This window comes from Actinacidiphila oryziradicis (assembly GCF_005047355.1).
Classification (GTDB): domain Bacteria; phylum Actinomycetota; class Actinomycetes; order Streptomycetales; family Streptomycetaceae; genus Actinacidiphila; species Actinacidiphila oryziradicis.
Map to the genome: position 1 here is coordinate 37,785 of NZ_SUMC01000015.1, position 15,236 is coordinate 53,020.

General features: G+C 70.2%; 12 protein-coding genes and 3 pseudogenes. 11 read left to right on the forward strand and 4 right to left on the reverse strand.

What is annotated here, in order from left to right:
- Nucleotides 1-11 precede the first annotated feature (11 nt).
- The 5 genes from FCI23_RS17675 to FCI23_RS63070 all read left to right on the forward strand — a co-directional run bounded on the left by FCI23_RS17675 (nucleotide 12) and on the right by FCI23_RS63070 (nucleotide 6,157).
- Complete coding sequence (locus tag FCI23_RS17675) at nucleotides 12-1,460, forward strand: MFS transporter (protein ID WP_136724862.1); 1,449 nt, start codon at nucleotides 12-14, stop codon at nucleotides 1,458-1,460.
- A 92-nt stretch (nucleotides 1,461-1,552) separates the two neighbouring features.
- Nucleotides 1,553-3,097, forward strand: a complete 1,545-nt coding sequence (locus tag FCI23_RS17680) for an amidase (RefSeq protein ID WP_169316833.1) — start codon at nucleotides 1,553-1,555, stop codon at nucleotides 3,095-3,097.
- A gap of 11 nt (nucleotides 3,098-3,108) precedes the next feature.
- Complete coding sequence (locus tag FCI23_RS17685) at nucleotides 3,109-4,479, forward strand: dihydroorotase (protein ID WP_169316834.1); 1,371 nt, start codon at nucleotides 3,109-3,111, stop codon at nucleotides 4,477-4,479.
- Nucleotides 4,476-5,879: an amidase gene (locus FCI23_RS17690; RefSeq protein WP_211265370.1), complete on the forward strand. Its 1,404-nt coding sequence runs from the start codon at nucleotides 4,476-4,478 to the stop codon at nucleotides 5,877-5,879. Before FCI23_RS17685 ends, FCI23_RS17690 begins: the two co-directional genes overlap by 4 nt.
- Nucleotides 5,880-6,037: 158 nt before the next feature.
- A complete protein-coding gene (locus tag FCI23_RS63070) occupies nucleotides 6,038-6,157 on the forward strand; it encodes an HNH endonuclease (RefSeq protein WP_407645981.1) in 120 nt (39 codons plus the stop codon).
- A gap of 119 nt (nucleotides 6,158-6,276) precedes the next feature.
- Here the strand turns inward: FCI23_RS63070 and FCI23_RS58290 are convergent, their stop codons facing one another.
- Both FCI23_RS58290 and FCI23_RS17705 read right to left on the reverse strand, forming a co-directional pair.
- Complete coding sequence (locus FCI23_RS58290) at nucleotides 6,277-6,555, reverse strand: hypothetical protein (RefSeq protein WP_211265371.1); 279 nt, start codon at nucleotides 6,553-6,555, stop codon at nucleotides 6,277-6,279.
- A 47-nt stretch (nucleotides 6,556-6,602) separates the two neighbouring features.
- Nucleotides 6,603-8,144, reverse strand: a complete 1,542-nt coding sequence (locus tag FCI23_RS17705; protein ID WP_169316835.1) for a PucR family transcriptional regulator — start codon at nucleotides 8,142-8,144, stop codon at nucleotides 6,603-6,605.
- Between the two features lie 269 nt (nucleotides 8,145-8,413).
- Between FCI23_RS17705 and FCI23_RS17710 the strand changes: the two genes are divergently transcribed.
- From FCI23_RS17710 to FCI23_RS59725, 6 genes and pseudogenes are all read left to right on the forward strand, one after another.
- The gene (locus FCI23_RS17710; protein ID WP_169316836.1) at nucleotides 8,414-9,163 is read left to right on the forward strand and encodes a purine-cytosine permease family protein; all 750 of its coding nucleotides are present in this window, start codon (nucleotides 8,414-8,416) and stop codon (nucleotides 9,161-9,163) included.
- On the forward strand, nucleotides 9,160-9,507 hold the full coding sequence (locus FCI23_RS17715) for a hypothetical protein (protein ID WP_136724867.1): 348 nt from the start codon (nucleotides 9,160-9,162) through the stop codon (nucleotides 9,505-9,507). Before FCI23_RS17710 ends, FCI23_RS17715 begins: the two co-directional genes overlap by 4 nt.
- Before the next feature lie 25 nt (nucleotides 9,508-9,532).
- Nucleotides 9,533-10,012 (forward strand): nucleoside deaminase, encoded by a 480-nt coding sequence (locus FCI23_RS17720; RefSeq protein WP_136724868.1) that lies wholly within the window; start codon nucleotides 9,533-9,535, stop codon nucleotides 10,010-10,012.
- Nucleotides 10,013-10,040: 28 nt separating this feature from the next.
- The gene (locus tag FCI23_RS17725) at nucleotides 10,041-11,384 is read left to right on the forward strand and encodes an amidohydrolase family protein (RefSeq protein WP_136724869.1); all 1,344 of its coding nucleotides are present in this window, start codon (nucleotides 10,041-10,043) and stop codon (nucleotides 11,382-11,384) included.
- Nucleotides 11,385-11,415: 31 nt separating this feature from the next.
- Nucleotides 11,416-12,051, forward strand: a pseudogene (locus FCI23_RS17730) (hypothetical protein); the annotation flags it as partial.
- A gap of 60 nt (nucleotides 12,052-12,111) precedes the next feature.
- A pseudogene (locus FCI23_RS59725) lies at nucleotides 12,112-12,324 on the forward strand (AAA family ATPase); the annotation flags it as partial.
- Between the two features lie 92 nt (nucleotides 12,325-12,416).
- Here FCI23_RS59725 and FCI23_RS17740 read toward each other — a convergent pair.
- Together FCI23_RS17740 and FCI23_RS17745 are read right to left on the reverse strand one after the other, a co-directional pair.
- Entirely contained in the window at nucleotides 12,417-14,819 is a 2,403-nt protein-coding gene (locus FCI23_RS17740; RefSeq protein WP_136724870.1) for a helicase-associated domain-containing protein, read from the reverse strand.
- Nucleotides 14,820-15,047: 228 nt separating this feature from the next.
- Nucleotides 15,048-15,130: pseudogene (locus tag FCI23_RS17745) on the reverse strand (type II toxin-antitoxin system RelE family toxin); the annotation flags it as partial.
- Nucleotides 15,131-15,236: the final 106 nt, after the last annotated feature.

The window sequence follows — 15,236 nt, forward strand, 5'->3', positions numbered from 1 at the left end:
AGGAGAAACCTGTGGATTCCCCCCCGGCGCTGATCAGAACCAAGGACGACGTCGTCCGCGTGATCAATGAGAGTGCCGACGCCCCGCACAGCCGCATGATCGGTTTCATCGCGCTGGGCGGGTTCTTCCTCGACGCGTACGACTTCACCAGCCTGAGTGCGGGCTCGGTACAGATGAAGTCGGAGTTCGGTCTCAGTGCGAGCCAGCTCGGTCTTGTCACCGCCGTCATGGCCTTCGGCGCCATTGTAGGCGCGCTCTCCGGTGGCTATTTCGTGGACCGGTTCGGCCGGCTCCGTATGTTCATCGTCAACCTCTTGCTCTTCGTGCTGGCGACGCTCGGTGCGGCGTTCGCCCCGGACTACGAAACCCTCATTGTGCTGCGCCTGTTGATCGGCATCGGTGTCGGACTCGATGTGCCGGTCGCCATGGCGTTCCTGGTCGAGTTCATGGCAATGAAGAAGAAGGCGAAGTGGGTGGAGTCGGCGGCGGCGCTGTGGTCGGCTGCGACCATCTGCGGACTGCTCGTCGCCCTTCTTCTCAACGCGCTCGGAGCCGGAAACAGCCTGTGGCGCTGGGAGGTCGGCCTCGGCGCCCTGCCCGCCGTAGTGATCCTTCTGCTGCGCTTCAAGTACATGGCGGAGAGCCCGATGTGGGCTGCAACCAAGGGTGACCTCGCCGAAGCCGCACGTATTCTCAGCATCACCTACGCCAGGCCGTTCGAGCTTGCGCCGGACGCGGTGGCCGCGCCACAGGCCGAAACACCCAGGAATCCTTTCCGTCCCTTCGGACAGCTTTTCACCGGCGAGTTCCGCAAGCGGACGATCCTGATCTCAGTCATCAGTGCGGCGCAGAGCGTCCAGTTCTCCTCGGTCGGCTTCTACCTGCCTCTGATTGTCTTCTCGTTCTTCCACAGCAGCTTCACCGTCTCCCTGTTGGCGTCGGTATTCGCCAACGCCTGCGGTCTGTGCGCCGCACTGCTCGCCGCGAACTTGGCGGACAGGCTCGGACTGCGCAGGCTGACCGTCATCGGATTCTCCGGTGTCGCTGTCGTGCTCATCGTGCTTGGCCTCGTCGGCCATCTGATACCGCCGCTGCTCGGGGTAGTACTGCTGGCGTTCTTTATCGGCGCACACACCTTCGGGCCCGGTTCCACCGCGCAGTCGATGTCAGCGATGTCCTATCCGACCCGGGTCCGCGGCGTCGGCGCCGGGCTGTCCCAGGCCAGCAACCGCACCGGCAGCCTGATCGCGCTCTACGGTGTCCCGGTCCTGCTGTCCGCCTTCGGGCTTTACCACGCCCTGCTGATCCTGCTGGTCGCCCCGGCGATCGGTCTGATCGTGCTCGCCGTGATCAAGTGGGAACCGGTGGGCAATGTTTCCGAAGACGAGCCGGAGTCCGTCTTCGGCTCTCCTACGGGGGGCACATCGCGCCCGGCGATCACCCCCACCCACTCGATATGAAAGCAGGCGCACGAACAGTGCAATCCCGTTCCGCCATTCTCCGGCTGATCCAGCCGGACCTTGAGGAGGGCGTGCTCAGCCGCGCTGGAAGCATGCTCGACGATGTCGCCACCTATCTGGACTCGGTGGACGCACGAGATCTGGACACCACATTCCCGGTCTTCACGTTCGACCCGGCCGCCGCCTCCTCCTATCTGCCGACGCCGGTGCAACGCACGGGAGTCGCGCCGGCCGACGCCGCGGTCCCGCCACCGGACGCCGGCGAGCTGCCCTGGGCGCCGGCCACGGATGTCGCCCGCCTGGTGCGCGAGGGCGAGCTCACAGCGGCGGAGGTGGCCGCCCTGCACGCACGGCGGATCAGCGACTGGCAGCCGGAGGTCAACGCGTTTATCGACGTCACGCTCGACGAGGCGGCTCAGCACCGGACCGGGGCACTGGCCGGGGTGCCGGTCGGCCTTACCGACCTGATCGATGTCGCCGGACTGCCCACCACGGCCGGATCCGCGATCATGCGCGACCGGATCGCCGAAACCGACGCGGAGTGCTGGAGCGCGCTGTCCGGCGCGGGCGCTGTACTGGCGGGTAAGCTGAACGTGCAGGAGTTCGCGGCCGGAACGACCGGCGAGAACGCCCGGTTCGGCTGGACCCGTAATCCCTGGGACGTGACCAGGATGACCGGCGGAGCGTGCGGCGGCGCGGGGGCCGCGGTGGCGGCGGGGCTGGTGTCGGCGGCGCTCGGCCCCGACCCCGGCGGGTCGATCAGGGTGCCCGCGGCGCATTGCGGGGTCGTCGCGCTCAAGCCCACCTACGGAGCGATAAGCCGGCGCGGCGTTCTGCCGCTGACCTGGACGCTGGACGCCCTCGGTGTGATGGCGCAGCGCGTACGGGGAGTGGCCGGCGTCGCTGATCAGCTGCTGTCCGCCAACACGCCCTGGGGCAGGCGCGGCAGCTGCGAGAGCGCGGCGCTGGCAGGAGAACGGGCCCCCGGACTCGATCTGACATTCGGGATCCCCACGTCCTGGCTGGACATGGGGCTCGATCCGGAGGTGCGGCACGCGTTCGAGCGGGCGCTGGAGCACCTCACGGACCTCGGGGCGAAGGTACGCGAGGTGGACGTACCGTACGCGGGAGACATCCTGCGGATGCACCGGGCCGTCGCGTTCTCCGAGGCCTCTGCGTCGCACGAGCCGTTCCTGCTCCACCAGGCCGACGAGTACGGCGCCAATATCCGTGACCGGGAGGAGGCCGGACGGGCCATGCTCGCCGGTCAGTACCTCAAGGCGTCCCGCATTCGCGCCGTGCTGTGCAGGGAGTTCTCCGAGGTGTGGCGAGATGTCGATCTGATCGTCACACCGACGGTCCCGGTGCCCGCCGCGCCCATCGGTACGTCCTCGGTCACGACGAGTTCGCGTGGCGCCGAGCCCACCCACACGGTGTACACCCGCTATCTGGCTCCGTTCAGCTCCCTCGGCCTGCCCGCGCTGTCCGTCCCCTGCGGCGCCACGGCGGGGGGCCTCCCCATCGGCATGCAGCTGGCCGGGCCGCCACATGCCGAGACGACCCTGTTCTACGCGGCCGGAGCCTACGAGGCCACCACGGACTGGCACACCCGGCACCCGGTGCTCCCCACTCGATGAAAGGCGATCCCATGTACGACATGGCCATCATCGGCGGATCCGTAGTCACACAGGACGGCGTCATGCGGACCGATGTCGGGATCAAGGACGGCACCATCGTGTCCGTCGGCACTCCCCTCGCGCCCTCCAACGTCACGGGACGCGTCATCGACGCCACCGGCAAGCTCGTCTTGCCCGGCGTGATCGACGCCCATGTCCACTGCCGGACCTGGACCGATCACGCTGATGCCATCGGCGACTCCCACCGCTCGGCGGCCTACGGCGGCGTCACCACCGCGATCACCCAGATCAGGGCACCCGTCGAGATGGCTCCCTCGGCTGCGATCGAGCACTTCATCGAGGAGGGCGAACGCACCTCGCTGATCGACTTCGGTCTGCACACCATCCTGCGTCCCGAGCACGACGCGGCCACCGAGGTGCCGAAGGTGATGAGCCTCGGAAGCCCGTCCGTCAAGTTCTTCATGTCCTACAAGGACACCGGCATTATGACGCCCGACGCCACCTTGCTGCGGAACCTCCGCGTGGTGGCGGAGAACGGCGGCCTGGCCATGGTGCACGCGGAGGACGGGGAGATCCTCAGCAACCTGATTGAACACGCCCAGGCGACCGGGCGCACCCGGCTCGAGGATTTCGCGTGGACGCATCCCGCCTCGGCCGAGGACCTGGGCGTACACAAGGCGCTCGCCTACGCGAAGGCGACCAACTGCCCGCTCTACATCCTGCACATGACCACCGCGGGCGGAGTGGAGCTCCTGCGCGAAGCGGCGGCGGCAGGCCAGCCGGTGTTCGGGGAGACCTGTCCGAAGTACCTGAGCTTGACCAACGACGATCTCCTGCGTGTCGGGGCGCAGGCCAAGGTCGGACCTCCGCTGCGTACGGACGACGACCGGGAGCAGCTGTGGGACGCGCTGAAGACCGGCACGCTGTCCGTGGTCGCCAGCGACCACGCGCCCCGGGTACGGGCGCGGATGGGCCAGGTCGACGACGTGTTCGCCGAGCCGTACGGCGCACCCGGTACGGAGACCATGCTGCCGGTGATCTTCGACGAGCTGGTGGTGCGGCGCGGCGGGGACGTGTCCTTGCTGGCCGAGATCCTCAGCACCAACCCGGCGCGGATCTACGGGCTGTACCCGAAGAAGGGCGTCATCGCGCCGGGCTCCGACGCGGATCTCATCCTGGTGGATCCCGGGCGCAGGGAAGTGATCAGCGCGGCGACCCAGCACTCGACGGCCACGTACAGCCTGTACGAGGGCCGTGAGGTGACCGGCTGGCCGGTCCTGTCCACTGTCCGTGGCCGGGTCGTACTGGAGGACGGCGAGCTCAAACAGCAGCCGGGGTTCGGGCGGTACCAGCGTCGGGACACGGCCGGGCTGATGCGGTGACGCAGCTGTGGGAGCTCACCGCCGGCGCGCAGGCGCGGGGGGTTCGCGAAGGCGAATTCTCCGCGGAAGAGTTGATGCGTTCGGTACTGGGCCGTATCGATGAGGCAGACCCGGAGGTCAATGCCTACTGCACGATCAACGAGCGTGCGCTGGCGGACGCTCGGGCAGCAGACACGGCGCTGGCGGAGGGCGCTGCGATCGGGCCCCTGCACGGGGTTCCCTTCTCCGTCAAGGACCTCATCCCGACCGCCGGACTGCGGACGACCTTGGGCAGCACTGCCTACCAGGACTGGATCCCCGACCAGGACGACGTGTCTGTGGAGCGGATGCGCGCGGCGGGTGCGCTCCTGCTGGGGAAGACCAACACCCGTGAGCTCGGCTACGGTGTTGTGACCGACAACGCGTTGTTCGGGCCGACCCGCAATCCCCGGAGGCCCGACCGTACGGCTGGGGGGTCCTCGGGCGGCTCGGCCGCGGCCGTAGCCGGCGGGATGGGATCGCTCAGCCTGGGCAACGATGGCGGCGGCTCGCTGCGCGTGCCCGCCGCCTTGTGTGGCGTCTTCACCCTGAAGCCGACCTTCGGAGCCGTGCCCTTGTATCCGTCGTGCCGGCTGCCGACGCGAGCGGGGCTGGGGAGCTGGGAGACGCTGGAATCCATCGGCCCGATCACCCGCACGGTCGAGGACGCCGCCCTGGTGCTGGAAACAATCGCGGGATTCGACCAACGGGACCGGCATTCGATACCGACCGTCATGCGTGGGCTGCGGGCTGGCCTTGACGAAGGTGTGAGCGGGCTGAGAATCGCCTGGAGCCCGCGCCTCGGGCAGGCCGATGTCGATCCCGCGGTGCTCGAATTGACGACGCGCGCCGTCGACGCACTCGCCCGCGCCAGGCTCGGCTGCGAGGTCGTGGACATCGATCCGCCCGTCGGAGACCTGCGTGAACTGCGTAGGGTCTTCGCCGCCACGGTCGCCCGGGACTCCGACCTGGTGGGTCTGCGGGAGCTGGCCGAGCGCCACGAAGTCTCTGAAGACCTCCAGGAGCTCGTGCGACGGGACTGGACGGCGGAGACCTTCACCTGGGCGGCGACCCGGCGGCAGGTGCTCTACGACGCGGTCAGGAGCTTCATGGTGGACTGGGATCTGCTTATCACGCCGACCACGGCGACGACCGCGTTCCCGATCGGCCTGCGCTGGCCGGAGCACAGCCTGGGCCGTGACTGGTCGCCGTTCGCGTTCCCGTTCAACCTCACCGGCCAGCCCGCAGCGAGTGTGCCGGTCGGGACGACGGACGACGGCCTGCCGGTCGGCCTGCAGATCGTTGGCAGACGCCTGGCGGACGCTACCGTGCTGCGGGTCGCACACCTCCTTGAACAGACGCTCGCAACGGTCCGTATCTAGCCCGCGCGTTTCAGTGTCAGCCGGTAGACCGGAGGCAACGGAGGCCCGCTGCCGGTGAGGATGGCGTCGAGGGTGGCGGCGCGGATCAGGTGGGACAGGGATTCGATCATTCCGCCCCAACACGTCCGCAAGCTTGCTGATCTCAACCGGCCCGGACGCTGGACAAGTCCCAGTGGATGCACCTGATGGCCATGCGGCAGCGCAAGACCCTCGTGATCTGCCGCCGCTGCCACGAGGATATCCATGCCGGGCGAGGCGCCGCACCACCACGGAAGTAATCACTGGAGAGCGGGATGCCGGGAAATCTGGCACGTCCCGTTCGGGAAGGGGCCGACGGTTTTCCCAGAGTTCGGGTGAACTGAAGGGTCTTCGGGATGAACCCGGGCTTGGTCGCGCTCTATGGGTGGTTCGGGTCCTTGGGTTCGGGGGAACCGGCGACGTGGTGTTGCTCGGAGGCGGTTGCCAGGAGCTGTCGTGCGATGGTCGCGTAGCGGAGGGCGGTGGTGTCGTCGAGTCCGAACACGGCGGCGAGGTGCAGGGGGTCGGGGCCGTGGGTGGCAGTGCCGGGCCACCGGCGGCCGCGGTGTTGCGGCCAGGCCAGCAGCAGGGTCCGGGTCAGATCGTCGAGCGGGCGGGCTTTGCCGGCCGCAACACGTGCCTCACGCTGATCTGGCACGACCGCCAGGCTCAACCCGGGCCCCCTCGCCTTTGCACGCCCGTCGCTCAGCGGATGCTGAGCGCCAGGCAGAAGTCGACGCGGTCGTGGAGCGTTGCGAGGCTGTGCCCTGTGAGTTGCTCGATCCGCTGGAGGCGGTAGCGCAAGGTGTTGACGTGGACGTGCAGTTGCTCGGCGCAGCGGTGCCAGGAGCCGGAGGCGTCGAGGAACGCGGTGAGGGTGCCGACGAGGTTGCTGCGGTGTTCGGTGTCGTAGGTCTCCAGGACACCGATGAGGCGGTCCCGGAAGAGCTGGCGCACCTCCTCGGGGACGGAGGCCAGGAGCAGGAGATGGGAGGAGAGGTTGTCGCCGGTGGCAGTGCGGACCGTGCCGCTGCCCAGAGAGGCAATGCGGTGGGCGTGCCGGGCCTCGTCCAGCGACCTGCGCAGCGCGATCGCGCCGACGGCGGGGCGGCCGGTGCCAACGGCTGCCCAGCCTTCGGCCAAGAGCGGGCGGAGCCGATCGGCGGCGTGCTCGACGCGGGCGGCGGTGCGGTGTTCGTCCTCGTCGCGGGTCGGCACCAGCATGAGGTAACTCCCGTCTTCTGCGATCGTCGCCGAGCAGCCGGGCAGCTGCTCGGCGACGTCGTCCAGGATGACCGCGGCCAGTTCACCGCCGTAGTGGCTGCCGTGTGTGCTGACGACCACGGCAGTCAGCTGGGCCTGTGGGTCGAGTCCGAGGCTGCGCAAGCGTCCGTCGGCCGCTTCGGCTTGGCCGTCGCGGACCAGTTGGATTGACTCGCGCAGGAAGCGCTCCTCGATCCGACGGCGCTCCTGACCTGCGACCCGGTCCATGGCCAGCAGCGCGCACACCTCGGTGGCGGCATCAGCGACCCCTGGCGCCCAGTCCCGGTAGTCGCCGCCTGCGGCGAGGTAGGCGGCGGGCGGGCGGTGCGCGACCGGTGACTGCACGGGGAAGAAGGAGAGTTTTCCGCCGCCCGGCACCGGTTGCACACCGGGGAAGGTCCCGGCGGCGAGGGCGTCCCGGTGCACCCGGTCGAGGCGGTGGGGTGTTACTTGGGGCACGTGGCCCGCGGTGGGGCGGCCGGTCGCGGACAGCACAGCGCACCACACACCGGACGCCCGTGCGAAGACCTCGACCAGCCCCTCGGAGCCGGCTCCGGAAGCCATGCTCGCGACCAGTCCGCGGTGCAGGTCGGCGCCGGGGGAACGCTGACCGGGCCCGGCGAGCGCGGCCAGCACGGTCTCGGTGACGGTCGCGAACGACACCTCGTCGCCAACGGTGAACAGCGCCAGGCCGTGCCGCTCGCATGCTTGGGGCACCGAGGCTGGGAGCCGTCCGATGCCGGCGGTGCCCGCCACCAGGGCGGCGCAGCCGGCGCCGGCGAGGGCGGCGACAAAGATTTCCGCGTCCTGGGGGCTGCGGTACCAGGTGGAGCTGGTGAGCACCAATTCTCCGCCGTCGAGGTAACGGCCGGGGTCGGGAAGGTCCGTGGTGTAGACGCCGCGCACCCGCCGGCCGGCGGTGGGCCCCGGCACGAGGGGAACGAGGTCCAGGCCGGGTATGTCGAGCAGTTCGGTCACCAGCACCGGTCGACCTCCTTGTCGCAGCCTTAGCGGCGCGCGTGTTACAGGCATGCACACCGGTGTGCACGGGCTTCGGAGGATAGTACGGGGACCGGAGGCGGGAATGGCCGCTTATCTGTAGGGCAGTGCAGTCCCTGCCGCACCTCAGGTCCGCTTCACTGGTGCGCAGCGCGAATCCTACGGATGCGCACCCGTCCGGTACCCGCGGAGTCCCCCGAGCCGCAGCATGCCCACTGTCCTGGACATCCCCGTGTTCCCGTGAGGAGACCGCCTTGCGCGCCGATGAAGCGTCCCCTGCTCCACCCGCAGCGTCCCCCGACAGCGTGTTCGGAGTCGAGACGGCCGGCACCGAGCCGGTCCCCGCCGACCGGCGGCACGGCCGCCCGTGGTCACTGTTCACCCTCTGGTTCGGTGCGGACGTGCAGTTCGCGACTCTGTCGCTGGGGGCGTTGGCCACCTCCGTGTTCGGCTTGGACTTCGTGCCGGCGGCGTTCGCGATCGTCCTGGGTACGCTGATCAGTTCCTGTCTGGTCGGACTGCTGTCGACGCGCGGGCCGCGGACCGGGGTGCTTCAACTGATCCAGGCCCGCGGCCCGTTCGGCCGGCTGGGCAATCTGCCGTCGGCCGCGTTCACCGTGGTCAACGGGGTCGGCTGGTGCGTGGTGGACACCGTCCTGGGCATCTTCATCCTGCGCAATCTGCTGCACATCGGTTTCACCCCGGCGCTGGTGGTCATGACGGCCGGGCAGCTCGCCGTGGCCGTCCTCGGCCACCGGATGATCCACTACGTGGAGCGGACGCTGGCTGTCCTGCTCGTCGCCGTGTTCGCGGTCGTCTCTGCCTACGGCTTCGCGGGCGCCCATCTCGCCTCACCGTCCAAGCCGTTCGCCGGCACGGTCGGTGCGTTCATCCTGACCGTGTCGGTCATCTCCGCCCGCGGTCTGGGCTGGGCCGCGTACTCCTCCGACTACAGCCGCTACCTACCGTCCGGCAGCAGGCCAGGCCGGGTCTTCCTCTGTTGACCGGCTACTGGCTGGCCCCGTGGGCGGCTGTGATCGTGGTGGCCTTCTGGTGGCGCGAGCGCCGCACTCAGCCGCGCCTGGAGAAGCTGTACGACCGCGGCCACCGCTTCGGCTGGGGGCTGCCCGCCACGCTGCTCGGCGTGGCCGCCACGCTGCCCTTCATGAGCCAGACCCTCTACACCGGCCCGATCGCCGCCGCCCATCCCGGGCTGGGCGACATCGGCGACTTCGTGGGCTTCGCGGTCGCCGGCCTGGCCTACGCCGCGCTGACCGCCTGGAAGCCCGCCGTCGCCCCGGTCCCGGCCCCGCTGGCCGGTCCGGTGGGCGCCGCCTCCGCCGACTGACCGACTGAGCCTGTTGGGAGCCCCCGTGCCGTACACCCCCGCCGATGACGAGAAGCACCTGCTCGCCGCGATCGACATCGCCGCCCGGTCCCGGGCACACGGCAATCACCCCTTCGGTGCCCTGCTGGTCCTGGGCGGCGAGATCGTCCTCGAAGCCGAGAACACCGTCGTCACCGGCCAGGACGCCACTGGGCACGCCGAGACCAACGTGGTGCGGCTGGCCTGCCGTACGTACCGCCGGGAGCAGCTCCCCGAGTCCACTCTCTACACCAGCACCGAGCACTGCGCGATGTGTGCGGGGGCCGTGTACTGGAGCGGCATCCGCAGAGTCGTCTACGCCCTCGGCGAGGACGAACTCCTCGCTGTCACCGGCGCCAACCCGGACAACCCCACCATGTCGCTGCCCTGCCGCGAGGTATTCGCCCGTGGCCAGCGCCCAACGTCCGTCTCCGGGCCTTCGCTGCACGCACCCGCCGCCGCGGTCCACGACGGATTCTGGAACTGACCCACCGCCCGCGCCCAAGGAGCCACTCATGCCGCAGACTCAGCCCAGGACCCTGATCCGAGGCGGGATCGTCATCCCCTGCGAAGGCCGCAAGACCGTCTACGACCCGGGCTCCGTCCTCATCGAGAACGGCTTGATCACGGCCGTCGGCACTGTGGAGGAACTGGACGCGGCCGCTGCCGACGCCGTCGTCGTCGATGCCACCGGCCGCGCCGTCATCCCCGGCCTGCACAACTGCCATCTGCACTCCGGCCTGCTGCGCGGCACCGCCGAGTCCAAGTCACTGTGGGACTGGCTGCGTGACTACGTCGACCCGGCCCACAAGGCCCTCACGCCCGAGATCGCGGAGGCCGCCGCACTCCTTTGCTACACCGAATCGCTGCGGGCCGGCACCACCTCAGTGATGGACATGTGGCGCTTCATGGAAGGCTCCGCGCACGCCGCCGAACAGATCGGCATCCGCGCCACCCTGGTGCCGTACGTCGCCGACCTGCCCGGCTATGACTACTTCGAGACACTCCAGACCAACCGGCGGCTTCTGGAGAACTACCGCACCTACGCCGACGGCCGAGTGCGTTCCTGGGTGGGCCTGGAGCACCTCTTCTACTGCAGTGCCGAGGCATTCAAGGCTGCGGCAGACCTTGCTGAAGAGTTCGACACGGGCCTGCACACCCACTCCTCCGAGACGATCTGGGAAGTCCAGGAATCGCTGCGGCAGTTCGGCCGCCGCCCGATCGAGGAGTTCTTCAACCGCGGCATCCTCGGACCCCGAACCGTCATCGCCCACTGCGTCTGGCTGGACGACCGGGAGATCGAGCTCCTCGCCCGGACCGGCACCTCCGTCGCACACTGTCCCTGCTCCAACATGAAGCTCTCCTCCGGGCCCGCCCGCGTGATCGACATGCGACGCAAGGGCATCGCTGTGGGCCTGGGCAGCGACGGCGAGAAGGAGAACAACAACCTCGACCTGCTGGAGGAGATGAAGTTCGCCTCGCTCCTGCAGAAGGTCACCACCCTGGACCCCACCACCGGCGATCCGTGGGACATTCTCGCCATGGCCACCCTGGAAGGCGCCCGCGCCCTCGGCCTTGACACGATCACCGGCTCCCTGCAGCCCGGCAAGAAGGCCGACATCGTCACCGTCGACCTCCGCAGCCTCCACACCACCCCCCTGCTGCACGGCGACGACTTCAACGCCGCCGCCCACCTTGTCTTCTCCGCCGGCGCCTCCGATGTCGACCACGTCTGGATCGACGGCCGAATGCTCGTCGACGGCGGCCAGGTGCTGAGCGTCGACGCCAACCGGGTACGCGACCGAGCCCAGACCGCCGCCGAGGAACTGTTCCGTCGACGAGCGGCACTCACGTCCTGACCACAACCCGGTGGTCAGGGACCATCCGGAATTGCGGTGCGCGGCGGCGTCCGCCGATGGCGGCGCCTGCGCGCTGCCGGTCCTGCCCGACGCGGCGACCTGGGTGCTACCCGACCTGGAACTGATCCGCACCGGTTTGATCGAGGTCGATCGGCTGCACCCGCTGGTCGCCTCGGCACTGGTACCGGATCATTCGCCAGCCGGTTCGTCCCGGATTCCGGACCGGGCAGGACAACCGCGCCTCGTGGAGTGCCGGGGAGCTCAGCACCGGATCGGCCTGGTCAACGGGGTACTGGCCCCGCTGGACCACGACCCGGCCGAGATCCGCCGGGAGGAACTGCTGGCCGCACTGACCGGTACTCCGCTTCCCTGCCTGCAGACAATCGATGAGGCGCACCGTCATCCGGACTGCCTCGCCGGCGTCCGCGAACGCCTGGACCATGGCGACACCGCCGGTGTGCTGGCCGTCGTAGAGGGCCTGCTGGGCCCCGATGCACTGCTGCGCACCGGCGCTCTACGGGACGAACTGGAGGCGGCCGCGCTGCGCCGGATCACATATGGACTGTTCAGGGCAGGCCTGGTCGGACCTGGACCCGGCCGGATCCGCCCAGATCGTCGCCGTCCCCGTGACCGCCGCTCCTACCCGCGCCACGCGACCTCCTGCTGACCCGGGGACCTCCGTCCCCCGCACCCACCCGGCCCACCACGAACCCACAGGTGATCGAACATGCCCACGTACACCCCGTTCGCTGCAACCGGCACCCCCTCCGACCCAGCCCACGCCTCCCAGCTTGATGTCGCCGGCGAGTTGCTGGCCCTGCTGCGCGACGCCACCACTGAACCGCGCCCCGACATACAACTGGAGGCCCTGACTCTGGCCGTGGCCGCCGACCTGCCCGTGATCTTGTGGGGTGAGCCGGGGATCGGCAAGACCGCGGCCTCACCAGCACGTTCACCGTCTAGCCGCCGGCCGGTTTCGGCAGGTCGGCCGAATCGGGCGACAGAGTCTTACGGCGACAGAGTCTTACAGGGTCACCGGGTGGTGAGCAGTTCGGCGGCGAGCGCCGGGGCGGTGTGCGGTCCTGGGCCGTAGTGGTGGCGGGTCTGTGCGAGGGAGGGCATGGTGGCCGGGGCGCGTTCGTCGGGAGCGCGTTCGATGACGGTGGTGCCGGTTTCGGCTTCCAGGACGGGTGCGTAGCCGGCGGTGCGCAGCGCGGCCAGGGTGGTGTCGGGGGCGGCGGTGCTGATCAGGACGGTCGGGGCGATGCGGCGAAGTCCCAGTTTGGTCAGGGCCCGGACTTTGGACAATTCCGTGATGAGGGATTCGTCGTCGGAGCGGATGCAGCAGGCGGAGCGGACGACCCGCATCCGGCCGTGGGTGCGGGCGGTGTCCTTGACGGTGTACTCCAGCGGCTGCGGAAGGGCGGCGCCGCCTTCCGAGACGGCTGCCAGGCGTTCCAGGAGTTCGGTCGCGTCCCATCCGCTGTCGAAGGCGCGGCGGAGGCTGGCGGGGCTGATCCGCCAGACCACCGCGTGGCCTTCCGACTCGCGGTCCGCGGTGGTGGAGAGCAGATCGGTGAGTTCGGGGGAGGCCGCGCCGGTGACGGTGGCGGTCAGATCGGCCTGGAAACGGGCGGTGGTCTGCGGCGGGGGCAGCAGGTGCGACAGGGCTTCGCCCAGGGCCCGTACGGCGGCGGCGAGGGCCGGGTGGTCGCTCAGGTCGGGCCCGGCGCCGGGGACTGTGGGGAAGTGACGGGCCGCGCCGGCGTGCAGCAGGGCGAGCACCGCATGTCCGGCCGCGGTCAGGGCGCCGTGCGCGGTGACCCCGAGGATCTCGGCCTCGTGCAGCGTGGCCACGGCCCGGGCCACCGTGTCCTGGCCGGGATCGGCGAGAGCGGGCTGGAACCATGCCGCACAGGCCAGCAGCTGGGCCGCCGCCTCCGGTCCGGGCGTACCTCCGCGCTCCGGGGCGAGGCCCTGCCCGGGCGGCAGGTGCGCCAGGGCGTCGAGCAGCGCGGTGCGCAGCGGGACCGCCATGGGATCCTGTGGGGAGATCAGGGCGACCGGCGTCTCCTCCTGGTCGGGCCAGTAACTGAACACCTCGGGGGTGACCGCCCAGGTGGCCAGCAGCGGCAGCAGCCGGTCGGCGGGGGAGGCGGCCAGCCAGTCGTCGTAGCGGTCGGTCGGCAGCATCCGGGCGGGGGGCGGCGGTGCGGGCCTGCGGCCGCGTGGCGCGGGCACTTCGGCGCGGTGCGGGGCGATCAGGTCGGCGTTGGCGGCGAGGTCCAGCCACAGCCGGGCCTGCTGCTCCGCGGCGCCGGCCGCCTTGGCCAGCCGTTTGGTGTCCCGCACCGCGATCCCGCCGGCCTTGCGTACGGCCAGGGGCTGGGCGGCGGTGGCGCGCAGCAGCAGCTCCGCCCGGGAAACCGCGGTTGCGGCGGCCGACTGGGCCTCGCCGGCGGCGGTGCGGGGCAGCGGCACCACCGCGGTGACCGGTGGCGGGGCGGGCTGGAAAGCGGGACGAGCGTGATCGTCGCGCAAAGCGTGGCCGATCTCGTAGGGCAGCTCGGCCAGGTCGGTGCCGACGGGCACCACCAGGCCCCGGGCGGCCAGCCAGTCGGTGCCCGGGTCGCCGGAACCCCCGGCCCGGAAGAGGAACTTGGAGTTGGGGCCGGAATAGTACCCGTACTGGGTGGTGAAGCAGTGGGTGCGCAGCAGCGCGGGTCCGGCCACCAGTTTGTCCAGCAGATCACGCGCCTCGCCCGGGGCCGTGGCCACCAGCTCCCGCACCCGCCGCGGGTCGCCGAGCAGGGCGGCGATCTGCAGTTGCGCGGCGTCGCGGGTACGGGCTTTCGGCAGGCCGAGTCCCTCGGCGATGCGGTGGATCTCCGGGGCGTTGTAGGCGGCGGACAGCAGCGCGTCCGCCGGGCCGCCCAGCCCCTGGAGCTCCGCGACCCGCTGGTGGAACAGCAGCGGCACCGAGACCTTCGCGGTGTGCGGCGGCAGGACCAGCGCCCGCGCCGCCAGCCGCTCCAACGCGGCCTCCGCGTCCGCCCGCTGCTCGGCGCCGTCCGCCAGCCAGTCCAGCAGCTGCCCGCGCGGCACAGCGCGCTCGGCGGGATCCTGCCCGGCCCGCACGGCCCGGTACCCGAACTGTCCGGGGGCTGCCGGCACGCCGCCCTCCAGCGGACCATGCAGCCGCTCGGCCATCCGGGCCGCCGCGATCAGCACCTGCAGATCCCCAAGGGTGACCTCCCGCAGCGCACCGCTGACGCAAGGGCCGGTCAGCAGATGCTCGGCGAGCTGCCCCAAAGTCGTGAGGCCCCGGTTGCCGTACCCGGCGGCCTGCGGCAGATCCCGCTGCTCCAGCAACTCGGCCAGCTGCTCGCGGGTACGGCCGGCGAGCCAGGACTTCAAGGCGGTGACGCTGCTCATCACGCCGAGCGTAGCGGAACTGCTCGCCCTTCCAACGTCTGCTTCCGCATTTCGGACCGCGCACGGGTGACGGCCATGGGATCGCGGGCAGGGTCCCCGGCCGGCACGGGGGCGTCGACTCCGGCCGCTGGGAGCCGCTCCCGAAGGTCCAGCAGATGACTCCACAGCGGTTCTGTGTCAGTGGATTCATTTGTCGTAGACGGTGGATCGGTGTCCGGCGTGAACGACCTACACGACCAGTTCTCCGTTGTCGATGGTGTAGATGACGCGATAGTCGCCGACGCGCAGGCGGCGGCGTCCGGCTGCGACGCTGTGCGCGAAGCGTCACCCGTCAGTGGCTCCGCATGGGAGGTGCCGCATGATGTGGAGAAGGTTCTGATCCGAAGGCCCTGTTGAAGGCGGCGCTGGGAGGGCGGC

Excerpts from the sequence above, each read along its gene's own strand:
- FCI23_RS17680 (WP_169316833.1), top strand. The coding sequence starts at position 1,553 with ATGCTCGACGATGTCGCCACCTATCTGGACTCGGTGGACGCACGAGAT.
- FCI23_RS17725 (WP_136724869.1), top strand. The coding sequence starts at position 10,041 with ATGCCGCAGACTCAGCCCAGGACCCTGATCCGAGGCGGGATCGTCATC.
- FCI23_RS17685 (WP_169316834.1), top strand. The coding sequence starts at position 3,109 with ATGTACGACATGGCCATCATCGGCGGATCCGTAGTCACACAGGACGGC.
- FCI23_RS17740 (WP_136724870.1), bottom strand. The coding sequence starts at position 14,819 with ATGAGCAGCGTCACCGCCTTGAAGTCCTGGCTCGCCGGCCGTACCCGC.